This is a genomic window from Streptomyces axinellae (genome assembly GCF_039532135.1).
In the GTDB taxonomy this organism is placed as follows: domain Bacteria; phylum Actinomycetota; class Actinomycetes; order Streptomycetales; family Streptomycetaceae; genus Streptomyces; species Streptomyces axinellae.
The window spans coordinates 96,861-109,772 of record NZ_BAAARJ010000004.1 but is presented as its reverse complement, the minus strand read 5'-3'; the positions used below and the strand labels follow the sequence as shown (position 1 = coordinate 109,772).

The 12,912-nt window shown below is 73.4% G+C and carries 5 protein-coding genes; 2 read left to right on the top strand and 3 right to left on the bottom strand.

The genetic code is table 11. The features are described from left to right. Positions 1-2: 2 nt before the first annotated feature. The 3 genes from ABD339_RS06955 to ABD339_RS06945 form a co-directional block, all read right to left on the bottom strand. Positions 3-3,401: an ATP-dependent helicase gene (locus ABD339_RS06955; protein WP_344563278.1), complete on the bottom strand. Its 3,399-nt coding sequence runs from the start codon at positions 3,399-3,401 to the stop codon at positions 3-5. 162 nt (positions 3,402-3,563) lie between these two features. After that, the gene (locus ABD339_RS06950; protein ID WP_425575929.1) at positions 3,564-7,226 is read right to left on the bottom strand and encodes an ATP-dependent helicase; all 3,663 of its coding nucleotides are present in this window, start codon (positions 7,224-7,226) and stop codon (positions 3,564-3,566) included. Between the two features lie 155 nt (positions 7,227-7,381). Further along, on the bottom strand, positions 7,382-7,789 hold the full coding sequence (locus ABD339_RS06945) for an MGMT family protein (protein ID WP_425575928.1): 408 nt from the start codon (positions 7,787-7,789) through the stop codon (positions 7,382-7,384). Between the two features lie 182 nt (positions 7,790-7,971). Here ABD339_RS06945 and ABD339_RS06940 point away from each other — a divergent pair, with 182 nt between their 5' ends. Both ABD339_RS06940 and ABD339_RS06935 read left to right on the top strand, forming a co-directional pair. Continuing rightward, the gene (locus tag ABD339_RS06940) at positions 7,972-10,911 is read left to right on the top strand and encodes a flippase-like domain-containing protein (protein ID WP_344563274.1); all 2,940 of its coding nucleotides are present in this window, start codon (positions 7,972-7,974) and stop codon (positions 10,909-10,911) included. 215 nt (positions 10,912-11,126) lie between these two features. Further along, positions 11,127-12,872 (top strand): alpha/beta hydrolase, encoded by a 1,746-nt coding sequence (locus ABD339_RS06935; protein ID WP_344563272.1) that lies wholly within the window; start codon positions 11,127-11,129, stop codon positions 12,870-12,872. Positions 12,873-12,912: the final 40 nt, after the last annotated feature.

Below are 12,912 nucleotides of genomic sequence, written 5' to 3'. Positions count from 1 at the left end.
CCTCACGGGCTGTCCGGATGGCCGTCCGCAAGCAGCCGCTCCAGTGCGGCGCGGTCCGGGAGGCTGTCGGGCCGCACCACATCGCCGCTGCGTACGTACAAGAAGGCCGCGCTGACGCGGGAGAGCGGCACTCCGGCCTGCTCGGCCCAGGCGAGCCGGTAGACGGCGAGCTGGAGGGGGTCGGCGTCCTGGTCCCGGCCGGTCTTCCAGTCGACGATGTCGAACGTCACACCACCATCCGGTGCGCTGTCGCGGTAGACGGCGTCGATACGGCCCCTGATGACGCGGCCGGCGAGCGCGAGCTGGAAGGGCGCCTCGACGCGGTGCGGGGTCCGGTGCGCGTACGGGGTGCGCTCGAACGCCTCCTTGAGGGCTGCCAGGTCGCGCTCGTCGGAGATACGCGGCGGTTCGCTGCCGTCGGGGCCCTCGCCGTCGGAGCCGGGCAGCTCGTCGGGGCCGAGCATGGGCAAGGTCAGCTCTTCGAAGCGGGATTCCACCCAGGCGTGGAACCGGGTGCCTCTGCGGGCCGCGGGCTGGGGCGGGCGCGGCATGGGGCGGGCCAGCTCACGGGCGAAGCCCTCGGGGTCGGCGGCGACGCGCAGCAGCTGGGAGGCGCTCAGTGTCCTGGGGAGCGGGACTTCGCGCACTGTCGCGCGAGAGCGCCGCAGCTCGCCGGTGAGGGCTTCCAGATCGCGGTCCCAGGTATCGGCGAGCCGGGCCTCTTCGGGGGTCAGCTCGCCGGGCTCGTGGGCGGCCGTCCCGTCCGGAGGTCCCGGCGAGGACCCCTCCGAGGGCCCTGCCGGGGGGTCGTCCGGGTGCCCGTCCAGTGGCTCCTCCCGGTGTCCGGCCTCGTCGTGCCCGCTCTGGTGGCCGTCCATACGGCCATTCCTGTGGCCGTCCGCGGGTGACGTCCCGTCGAGGTGGGCCAGTACGCGGTCGGCGGCGGCGCGGCGCATCGCGAAAGCGCCTTCATCCAGGGGGAGGGGCCAGACGCTGTCTTGTGACGCGGCATCCAGTGCGGGGTTTTCCGCGCCCTCCTCCGGCGCCGGCTCCCAGTGCTCGACCTCGCCGTGCGCCGGGTCGTCCTCGCAGTGGGCGCGCAGCGCCTCCAGGAAGGCGGAGGGTCCGCGCGGACGCTTCTGGGAGGGCCCCCACCAGTGGCCCGAGCCGAGCAGCAGGCCGCGTGGGCGGGTGAAGGTCACATAGCCCAGGCGCAGTTCCTCGGTGGCCTGGTGGGCGCGCAGCGCGCTCTCGTGGTCCTTGATGCCCTTGGCGCTCCATTCGGGCTCCCCGGGGAGGGTTTCCGCGTCACCGCGCAGCGCGTACGGGAGCACCTTGGGCTGGGTCAGCCAGGAGTCGCGGGCCTGCTCGCTGGGGAACTGCTTGGCGACCAGGCCGGGCACCGCGACCACGTCCCACTCCAGACCCTTGGACTTGTGCGCGGTCAGCACCTTGACCGTGTTCTCGCCGCCCGGCAGCGAGCTGTCCAGGCCCTTCTCGTACTGCACAGCGGTGCGCAGGAAGCCGAGGAAGGCCAGCAGCGTGGCCTCGCCGTCCAGAGAGGCGAAGCCCGCGGCGATGTCCAGGAACTGGCCGAGGGTCTCGCGCCGCCGGGCTGCCACCGCGTGCGGGGAGGCGGCCAGTTCGATTTCGAGGCCGGTCACGGCCAGTACGCGGTGCAGTACGTCCATGAGCGGGTCGGACAGCGAGCGGCGCAGGTCGCGGATCTCGGCGGCGAGCCGCGCGAAGCGCACCCTGGCCTCGGCCGAGAAGGGCAGCTCGTCCTCGTACCCCTGGGCCTCCAGGAAGGTGTCCAGCGCGTCGGCGAGCGACCGCAGCTCGGCCGGGTCGGCGCCCTCGACGGCCGCGGCGAGCCGCTGGTCGGGGTCGTCGTCGGGCCGGCCGCGCTGGTGCTGTACGAGCAGCGCGGCGCGCCGCCCGAGCAGGGCAAGGTCGCGGTGGCCGATGCGCCAGCGCGGCCCGGTCAGCAATCGGATGAGGGACGCGTTGGCGGTCGGGTCCTGGAGGACTTCGCAGACGGCGACCAGGTCGGCGACCTCCGGCAGGTGCAGCAGCCCGGACAGCCCGACGACCTCCACGGGCACGTCCCGCTCCACCAGTGCGCCCTGGATCTCGGCGAAGTCTCCGGCGCCACGGCACAGGACGGCGATCTCACCGGGCGGGGTGCCGGTCCGTACGAGGTGGGCGAGGGAGTCGGCCAGCCAGGCGAGCTCCTCGCGCTGGGTCTCCACCAGCGCGACCCTGACGCGTCCCTCGTGCTCGGCGCCGGGTGCGGGGCGCAGCGCCTCGACGCCCTCGTGACGCTCGCGCAGCGGGGCGGCGAGGCCGTTGGCCAGGTCGAGCAGCCTGCCGCCGCTGCGCCGGTTCTCGCTGAGGGACTGGCGGGCGGCCGGGGTGCCGTCCGCGTGCGGGAAGTGGCGCGGGAAGTCGTCGAGGTTGGCGACGGAGGCCCCGCGCCAGCCGTAGATGGCCTGGCAGGGGTCGCCGACGGCGGTGACGGCGTGGCCCGTGCCCCCGCCGAAGAGCGCGGCGAGCATCACCCGCTGGGCCACGGAGGTGTCCTGGTACTCGTCCAGCAGCACGACCGGGAACTGTTCGCGCAGGGCGCGGCCGACCTCGGGTATCCGGCCGAGCTGTGCGGCGAGCGCGATCTGGTCGCCGAAGTCGATGCGCTCGTGCGCACGCTTGCGCGAGCGGTACTCCTCGACCAGGCCGAGCAGCTCGTCGCGGGCGAGCGCGGCCCTGGGGACCTTGCGCAGCTTGTCGTTGGTGAGACGCACGCCCTCCAGCCGGTCCAGCAGCCCGGCGTTGTGCGCGCGGAGGCCGGCGGGGGTGACCAGGTGCTCCGACAGCTCGGCGTCCAGGGCCAGAAGGTCCTCGACCAGCGCGGTCACGGACTTGGTGAGGGCGTCGAAGGGGCCGGTGGCGGCCCGCAGCACGTTCGCCGCGAGCTGGAACCGGGTGGCGTCGGCCAGCAGCCGCACTGTGGGCTCGATGCCGAGCCGCAGCCCGTGATCGCTCAGCAGCCGCCCGGCGAAGGCGTGGTACGTGGAGATCTGGGGCTCGCCGGGCGCCTCGTCGGGGTCGGCCGGGTCGGGGTCGGTGACCCCGGCGCGGATGAGCGCTTTGCGGACGCGTTCGGCCAGCTCTCCCGCCGCCTTGTTGGTGAAGGTCAGCCCGAGGACCCGCTCGGGCGCGACCTGCCCGGTGCCGACCAGCCAGACCACCCGCGCGGCCATGACGGTGGTCTTGCCGGACCCCGCACCGGCCACGATCGCCTGCGGCGCGGGCGGCGCGGTGATGCAGGCCGTCTGCTCCGGGGTGAACGGGATACCGAGCAGCTCTTTGAGCTGTCCGGGGTCGCTGAGCTGTGCTGGCACTCCAGAGACGCTAGCGGTCGTGGCTGACAGCGCGTCCCGGGGTCGGACAAAGCGGCTGCTGAGGAGGCGGACGGCGGGCGGACGCGGTGCGGTGAGGTGCCGTGCGGTGGGGCGGGCGGGCCCCGGCGGGGCGGCTGGAGCCGGGGGCGGGGGCCCGTGGGCCTACTCGACTATCTGGCGGCCCTCCGGGCGCGCGGAGCAGGCGGAGCGGAAGGCGCAGTGCTGGCAGTGCTGGCCGGGGCTGGGGGTGAAGCGCTCGTCCAGGACCCGGCCGGCGGCGGTGGCCAGCAGCTCGCCCACCCAGTCCCCGCCTGGCTCCGGGGCGGCTCCCCCGCCGCCGGGTTCCGCCGTACCGGATGCCGGGTCATCCGGGCTCTCCCGGCCCGTACCGGATGCCGGGTCGTCCGCCGCGGCCGTCAGCGGCTCCTGCCGCTGCACCACGGGCAACGAGTCGCCGCCGTCCCGCTGGGCGGCGCCGAGCCGCAGGTGCACCAGCTCCGCGCCCCCCGGCTCGGGACGCTCGCCGTCGAACAGGGAGTCGGCCGCGCCTTCCCGCACGGCGAGCTGGTAGACGGCGAGCTGCGGGTGGCGTTCCACTTCGGGGCCCGTGGGGCGGGCCCGGCCGGTCTTGAAATCGACCACGTAGGCCCGACCCTGGCCGTCGCGCTCCACGCGGTCCATGCTTCCCCTGACCCGGACGGTGTGCTCGCCCGCCTGGAGGGTCACCTCGAAACCGTGTTCACTGCCCGCCGGCTCGCGCCCCTCACCGCGCTCCATGACGTGCCAGCGCAAGAAGCGCTCCAGCGCCGCCCGCGCGCTCTCCTTCTCCTGACGGGACTTCCACGGGGCGTCGAAGGCCAGCCCGTCCCAGACCGCGTCCAGGCGTTCCATGAGCACCGAGAGGTCGGCCGGGGTGCTGCCGGATGCCACCTCGTCGGCCAGTACGTGCACCACGTTGCCGAAGCCCTGGGCGGCCGTCGCCGGTTCCTCTGCCTTGACCTCCCGGCCGAGGAACCACTGCAACGAGCAGGTACGCGCGAGCTGTTCCAGCGCGCTCCCGGAGAGGGCGACCGGCTCGTCCCGGTCGCGGAGCGGCACCTGGGAACGGGTGGGCTCGGCCAGTCCCCACCAGCGCTGCGGGTGCGCTGCGGGCACCAGGGGATAGCCTTCCTCGTCCCGCTCGGCGGCGAGCCTGGCCAGCCTGCGGGCCGCCGCCTCCCGGAGCGCGGGCGAGGCGTGCGGATCGACTGTGGTGGCGCGCAGCTCGGCGACCAGCGCGGGCACGGACAGCGGGCGGCGCGGACGGCTGCCGACCGGCTTGGGTTCGACCCCCAGCTCCGTCAGGAAGCGGGAGGGCTGGTCCCCGTCCTCGGCCTGGGCCCGGACGGCCGTCACCACCAGGCGCTCTCCGGCGCGGGTGACGGCGACGTAGAAGAGCCGTCGCTCCTCGGCCAGCAGCGCGCCGGCGGAGAGCGGTTCGGCGATGCCGTCGCGGCCGATGCGGTCGGCCTCCAGGAGCGAGCCGCGCCGTCGCAGGTCCGGCCACAGCCCTTCCTGGACCCCGGCGACGACCACCACCCGCCACTCCAGGCCCTTGGAGCGGTGCGCGGTCATCAGCCGGACGGCATCCGGTCGCACGGCGCGCGGCGCGAGGGTGTCGGCGGCGATGTCCTGAGCCTCCAGCTCCTCCAGGAAGTTGAGCGCGCCCCGGCCGCCGGTGCGTTCCTCCGCGCGGGCCGCGGCGGCGAACAGGGAGCAGACGGCATCCAGATCGCGGTCCGCGTTGCGCCCGCCGGGGCCGCCTCTGCGCGCGGCATTCTCCAGCCGCGCGGGCCAGGAGGTGCCCTCCCAGAGGGCCCACAGCGCCTCCTCCGCCGTGCCGCCGCCGGCGAGCAGCTCACGGGTCTTGCGCAGGAGCAGCCCGAGCCACTGTGCGCCCTGCCCCTGGGAACTCGCACCGGATGGTGCGAACGAGCCGGACGGGCCCGGGGCCGGGGTATGGGCGACCAGCCGTTCCGGTTCGGCCAGCGCCTCGGCGAGCAGCACGTCCGAGGGGCGCGGCACCCGGGCGCCCGCGGACCGCTCCTCCTCGCGCAGGGCCCGCCCCAGACGGCGCAGGTCGGCCGCGTCCATACCGCCGAGGGGGGAGGTGAGCAAGGTGAGCGCGGTCTCGGTGTCGAGTACCGCCCGCGGCCCGCCCCCCGGGCCGCTCCGGGCCCCCTCGGCGCCCTCCGGATACTCCTGCGCCGCCTCCCCGCCGTCCCGGTGACCGGCCGCCTCGGCACTCTCCGGACGGTCCTGCGCCGCCCCGGCGCCGTCCGGATGCTCCCCGGTCGCCCCGGCACATTCCGGCTGACCCTCCGGACGGTCTTCCCTCGCCGTCGCGGCATCCGGACGGTCCTCCGGCGCGGCCCCGCTCTCGGCGAGCGCTCCGCGCGCGGCCACCCGGAGCGCGGTCAGCAGCGGGGCGACGGCGGGCTCGTGGCGCAGGGGCACGTCGTCGCCGTCCACGTCCACGGGGACCCCAGCCGCTGTGAGGACGCGCCGTACGACGGGCAGGGAGCGCCCTCCCGCCCGCACCAGGACGGCCATCTCGCTCCAGGGGACGCCGTCTTCGAGGTGGGCCCGGCGCAGGATGTCGGCGATGTTGTCCAGCTCGGCGCCGGCCGTCGGATAGGTGAAGGCTTCCACCCGGCCGCCGGGCCGCACGGGGGTGAGCGCGCGGTGGGCGCGTACGGCGGCGGCGGGGAGCCGGGTGAGCGGCATCCGGGCCGTGAGTTCCCTGGAGGCGGCCAGCAGCCGTTCGCGAGAACGGCGGTGGACGCGCAGCACGCGGACGGGCGCGGGGGCGCCGCTCGACTGCCGGAAGCTGTCGGGAAAGCCGAGGATGCCGTTCACATCCGCACCACGGAAGGCGTAGATGGACTGGTCGGGGTCGCCGAAGGCCACCAGGGTCTTGGCGCCGCCGCCGGCGAGGGCGCGCAGCAGCCGCACCTGGGAGGGGTCGGTGTCCTGGTATTCGTCCACGTAGACGGCGTCGTAGGCGTCGGCCAGGCCGGCGGCGGCCTCTTCGCGTTCGGCGAGCAGTACGGCCCGGTGGACGAGTTCGGCGTAGTCGAGCACGCCTTGGCCGTCCAGCACGTCCAGGTACTCGGCGAGGAAGCCCGCCGCCGCGCTCCAGTCGGGCCGTTCCGCACGGCGGGCGAAGGCGTCCAGGGACTCGGGGCCCAGCCCCAGCTCCCTGCTCCGGGCGAGCACCGCGCGGACCTCGTCGGCGAAGCCCCTGGTCGTCAGGCAGGCGCGCAGTTCGTCGGGCCAGCGCACCGAGGCGCGCCCCCGCCGCTCCAGTGCGAGCTGGCCCGCCAGCAGTTCGCGGATGCGGAGGTCTTGTTCCGGCCCGGTCAGCAGCCGGACCGGCTCGGCGAACAGGTCGGCGTCCTGGTGCGCGCGCACCAGTGCGTAGCAGTACGAGTGGAAGGTCGTCGCCTGCGGGGCGCCTGTCGGTGTCTCCGGGGAGAGCCGGGCGGCCATCCGGTCGCGCAGGTCCACGGCGGCTTTGCGGCTGAAGGTCAGTACCAGGATGCGTTCGGGGTCGGTACCTTCCCGTACCCGTGCGGCGACGGACTCGACGAGGGTGCTCGTCTTGCCCGTGCCAGGGCCCGCGAGGACCAGGAGGGGCCCTCCCGTGTGGTCAACCACGGCGCGCTGGGCCGCGTCAGAGGCAGGGAATCCGACCGGGTCCCCGAGGGCGCGCACCAGCCGGTACGCGCCGGGCTCGCGGGACCGGGGCCGCGTGTCGGCAGAGGGGGAGGGACTCACGTGGATCGCCTAGGTGAGGGGCTGTGCGGGGTGATGCAGACGCTACGCCTGTGGGCACGCGAGTCGCAGCGCATCGCTCCTGTACTCCGTACGGACTGTTCAGTGCATGGGGCCGTTGCGCATGACGGAGGCTGGGGACTGTGAGCTGCCGCCGCGCGGGGTCATCCGCCGCTTCCGTCCCACCGTGCCCGGCGTATGTCGATGCGGGGGACGCGGGAGATGTGGCTGCGGGCCCGGGAGGACGGGGCGGCCTCGCGCAGTGGGGTGCCCTCCGCGTGGTAGTGGTCGAGGGCCTGCCGCTCCTTGCCCGGCAGCGGCACCCCGTCGGAGCGCACCACGCGCCACCACGGCACCGCTCCCCCGTAGAGCGACATGACTCTGCCGACCTGCCGCGGCCCGCCCTCCTCAAGCCACTCGGCGATATCGCCGTAGGTCATGACCCGGCCCGGAGGGATCAGGTCGGCGACGTCCAGTACGCGCTCCGCGTAATCGGGCAACCCGGGCAGGGCGTCCTCGCCGGACGCGTCGTGGGCGGAGGCCGGCTTCTCTTCTCCAGGCATGTCCGCCATCGTGCCCCACAGCACCGACAGCGGTGGGAAGTTGTCCACAGGCTGCGCCTGCCGCACGCCACTCGCCTTCCCCCGCGCGCCCCGGCGTCCGCTCTGGAACACATGTCCCGCACGTCCCGTGAACGCCCCCTCGTGCCACGGGCGCCCGTCCCCTCGTGCCACCATCTTCCGGGCGGTGACGAGTGATACGGGACCAGGACGAGACGGCATCCGGACAGCGGCAGGGTGACGAGCACCTCAATGGGGGCTCACCTGCCGCCGCTGGTGATGCCCGCCCCGACCGCCCCGAGGGCCCGTCCGCCGGCGGCGCCTCACCCGAGGACTCGTCCCCCGGGGGCACATCCCCGGACAGCGGCGATCCGGACAGTGCCGATCCGGACAGCACCCCTCCAGGAGACACAAAGGACACCGAGGCACTGAAGGACGCGAACGCCACGAAAGGCACGAAGGCCACCGAAAGCCGGAGGTCCGAAGAGGACGCGTCTCACAGCCTCGCGCCCGGCGAGCGGCTGGAGACGGTGGCGAGTGCCGACCGCATCGAGATCGAGAGCGACGAGCCGCTCCTGTCCGCCCGGGTGCACCGCCCCTCGGACCTCCTCCGGATGGTGCTGGGCCTGCTGGGCATCGGCCTGGTGCTGGTCATCGCCAACTTCGCGCACGGCACCACCGCCGGACTCGAACAGGACATCGACAAGGGCACCAGCGAAGCGCCCGACCTGCTGATCAGCCTTACGGGGCTGGCATCGAGCATCGCCGTACTGCTCGTTCCGGTGGCGTTCGCCATCGAACGGCTGATCAAACGGGACGGGCTGCGGATCGCGGACGGCGTGCTGGCGGCCGTCCTGGCACACGGCGCCTCGCTCGCCGTGGACCTGTGGGTCGCGCAGGCGGCACCCGACTCCATCCGGGACGCGCTCACCAAGGCCATCACGCCCAGTGACGCCACCACTCCGGTGCACAGCTATCTGGCCCCCGTCATCGCCTATATGACGGCCGTGGGCATGGCCCGCCGCCCGCGCTGGCGGGTGGTGCTGTGGGCGGTGCTGCTGCTGAACGCGTTCGCGGTGCTGGTGCCCGGATACACCACGGCGTTCTCGATCGTGATCACCGTCCTCATCGGCTGGACGATCGCCTACGGGACGCTCTACGCGGTCGGCACGCCCAATGTCAGGCCGACGGGGCAGACGCTGCTCGCGGGCCTGCGCAGAGTCGGCTTCAAGCCCGTGAGCGCGCTGCGCGTGGAAGACCCCAGCGAGGCCGACCGGCGCGACCACAACGACAGGGGCCGCCGCTACCGCGTCACCCTGGAGGACGGGCCGCCGCTGGACGTCACCGTGGTGGACCGCGAGCAGCAGGCGCAGGGCTTCTTCTACCGCGTATGGCGCAGGCTGGCGCTGCGCGGGATCACCCAGCGCCGCAGCCTCCAGTCGCTGCGCCAGGCGCTGGAGCAAGAAGCGCTGCTCGCCTACGCGGCCATCTCGGCCGGCGCCAACGCACCGCGCCTGATCGCCACCTCCGAGCTGGGGCCGGACGCGGTGATGCTCGTCTATGAGCACATCGGCGGACGGAGCCTGGACGCGCTGCCGGATGAAGCGATCACCGACGCTCTGATGCGCACCGCCTGGCGCCAGGTCAAGGCCCTTCAGTCGCGGCGGATCGCGCACCGGAGGCTGGTGGGGGACGCGCTCTTGGTGGACCGTTCCGGCGCGGTCTACCTGACGGACCTGCGAGGCGGCGAGATCGCGGCCGGGGACCTGATCCTCCGGATGGACGTCGCGCAGCTGCTGACGACCCTCGGGCTGCGCGTAGGCGCCGAGCGGTCGGTCGCCGCCGCCGTGGAGGTGCTGGGCCCCGACGCGGTCGCCGACAGCCTGCCCCTGCTCCAGCCGATCGCGCTCAGCCGCAGCACCCGCACCACCTTGCGGCGACTCGCCAAGGAGCGTGCCCAGCGCGAGCGCGAGGCCGTCATCGAGGCGTCCCGGGCGGGCAAGGAGACGAAGGCCAAGGAGGCAAGGGCACAGGAGGCGGCCGAAGGCGGCGGAAAGCGGGCGCACCGCAAGTCGCTGCGCGCCGAGAAGCACGCGGAGAAGAAGGCCATAGACGAAGCCCTGGAAGGAGCGCGCGAGGAGGACCTGCTCGCCCAGATCCGGCACCAGGTGCTGCTGGTCAGGCCGCAGGCCCCCATAGAGCCCGCGCGGCTGGAGCGGATCAGGCCGCGCACCCTGGTCAGCTTCATCGCGGGCGCCCTCGGCGCGTACTTCCTGCTCACGCAGCTCAGCCAGGTGCCGCTCGACCGGGTGCTCGACGCCAACTGGGCCTGGGTCGGCGGGGCGCTCCTCTTCTCCTGTACGACCTACCTCTTCGCCGCGATGTCGCTGCTCGGCTTCGTACCGGAGAAGGTCTCGTTCCTGCGGACCGTGCAGGCGCAGGTGGCGGGCTCCTTCGTGAAGCTGGTCGCCCCGGCGGCCGTCGGCGGTGTGGCCCTGAACGCGCGCTTCCTCCAGCGCTCGGGCGTGCGCCCCGGCCACGCGGTGGCCAGCGTGGGCGCCTCCCAGCTGTTCGGGCTCGGCAGCCACGTCACCTTGCTGCTGCTGTTCGGATACATCACCGGAACGGAGCACACCCCCACGCTCTCGCCCTCGCGCGCGGTCATCGCCGGCCTGCTGACGGCCGCCGTGCTGGTGCTGATCGTCACGGCGGTACCGGCGCTGCGCCGCTTCGTCTCCAACCGGGTGCGCTCGCTGTTCGCCGGAGTGGTGCCCCGGATGCTGGATGTGGTGCAGCGCCCGCAGAAGCTGCTCACCGGAGTCCTGGGCATGCTGCTGCTGACCCTGGCGTTCGTGATGTGCCTGGACGCGTGCGTGCGCGCCTTCGGGCACGAGACGAGCTACGCGAATCTCGCGGTCGTCTTCCTGACGGCGAACGCGCTCGGCTCGGCCGCGCCCACCCCCGGCGGCCTCGGCGCGGTGGAGGCCGCCTTGATCGCGGCGCTGATCGCGTTCGGGGTGCCCAAGGAGGTGGCGACCCCGGCCGTACTGCTGTTCCGTCTGCTGACGCTCTGGCTGCCGGTGCTGCCCGGCTGGCTGACCTTCACCCAGCTGACCCGCAAGGGAGGGCTCTGACCCGTCGGACCGCTGGACCGCTCTGGTCTCTCGGACCTCTCTGCCCAAGAGGCTCCGGCCCGGAGCGGCGCACGCGGGCGCGGCGGTATCCGGACCGGCTCCCCCGCAGCCCCGCCACCCGCCGCCGGCCACCACCCGTACGGATCACACAGCGCGCCCCGGAACGTGCCCCGTACCCACGATGAACGTCCCACCACCTGTCGGGAGGACGTTCCATGCGCAGTCCCCGTTCCGCACGGCAGCCCCGGCACGGGCGCGCACCGCGCCCTCTGGGGCTCCCGCGCTCCGTACCTCCCGGGGCCGCGCTCGCGGCGGTGCTCGTGCTGGCCGCCGTTTCGGTGAGCGGCTGTGGTGACGACAGCTCGGGCGACAGCGGACAGCCGGGCAACCGGGAGGGCACGCAGAAGTCGTCGGAGCCGGCCTCCCGCAGCGCGTCGAGGTCCTCGTCCCCGTCCCGCACCCAGCACTCCTCCAAGGGCTCCACACGGCGCTCTCCCGCCCTCCCGGCCTCGCTGACCAAGCAGCACCCCCGCTGGTCCCGCTGCCCCGCTCCGAACGCCGCACAGGGTGAGGACGCGGGCTCGCCTCAGCCGCTGCCGGGCGGGGCACGCTGGGAGTGCGCCACGCTCAAGGCCCCCGTGGACTACGGCAAGCCCAAGGGCAAGACCATCGGCATCGAGATGATCCGCGCGAAGAAGCGCAAGGGGGGCGGCAAGCGCATCGGCTCGCTCGTGTTCAACTTCGGCGGCCCCGGCGGCTCCGGAGTGGCCACCTTGCCGTCCTTCGCCAAGGACTACGAGAAGCTGCGCGGCCGGTACGACCTGGTCAGCTTCGATCCGCGCGGAGTGGGCCGCAGCGCCGGTGTCAACTGCATGAGCGCGAAGAAGCTCGACGCGTACTTCGCCGCCGACTGGACGCCCGACAACAACGCCGAGGAAAAGCAGCTCTTCTCCCGCCAGAACTCCTTCGCCAACGGCTGCGAGAAGAGGGCCGGCTCGCTCCTGCCGCACCTGACCACCAAGAACACCGCACGCGACATGGACCTCATGCGCCACGTCCTCGGCGACCGCAAGCTGCACTACTTCGGCATCTCCTACGGCACCGAACTCGGCGGCGTCTACGCCCACCTGTATCCGAAGAAGGTCGGCCGCGCCGTACTGGACTCCGTCGTGGACCCCTCCGCCACCCCGGAAAAGGGGGCGCTCAGCCAGACCAGCGGCTTCCGACTCGCCCTGGACAACTACCTGCGGGCCTGCGTGGCCAAGGGCGAGGACTGTCCTGTCGGCAAGGATCCGGAGGAAGGCAAGCAGAAGATCACCGATCTGCTCGCCGACCTGGACGCCGAACCGATGCCGACCGACAGCGGGCGCAAGCTGACCGAGTCGCTGGCCGAGGGCGGCATCGCCCAGGCGCTGTACTCCCAGGAGATGTGGGACATGCTCTCCCAGGGGCTGGAGGAAGCGTTCGTGGACAGCAACGGGACGACGCTGCTGCTGCTCGCCGACGCGCTGAACGGACGCAACCAGGACGGCTCCTACAGCACCCTCCAGTCCTCGCTGGCCGCCATCAGCTGCGCGGACGCCGAGCAGCGCTACACGGCCGGTGACATCGAGTCCAAGCTGCCCGACTTCACCCACGCCTCCCCCGTCTTCGGCCCGATGTCCGCCTGGGGCCTGGCGCAGTGCCACGGCTGGCCGGTCAAGGGCCAGTGGAGGTCACCGGAGGTCAGCGCACGGGGTTCGGCCCCCATCCTCCTGATCGGCACCACCGGCGACCCGGCGACCCCGTACGGGGGCACGCGCCGGATGAAGCAGAAATTGGGCGACCACGTCGCGGTGGAGGTGACCTACCGGGGCGAGGGACACGGCGCCTACGACAGCAGGAACAAGTGCGTACGCGCGAAGGTCAACGACTATCTGGTGCACGGAAAGGTCCCGCCGGACGGCACCACCTGCCGCTGACATGCCGGAAGGCGGCACGGTCTGCCCACGGGGGCCGTGC

What these genes read in the sequence shown, in the direction of transcription:
- ABD339_RS06935 (WP_344563272.1), top strand. Translation starts at nt 11,127, where the DNA reads ATGCGCAGTCCCCGTTCCGCACGGCAGCCCCGGCACGGGCGCGCACCG.
- ABD339_RS06945 (WP_425575928.1), bottom strand. Translation starts at nt 7,789, where the DNA reads ATGGCGGACATGCCTGGAGAAGAGAAGCCGGCCTCCGCCCACGACGCG.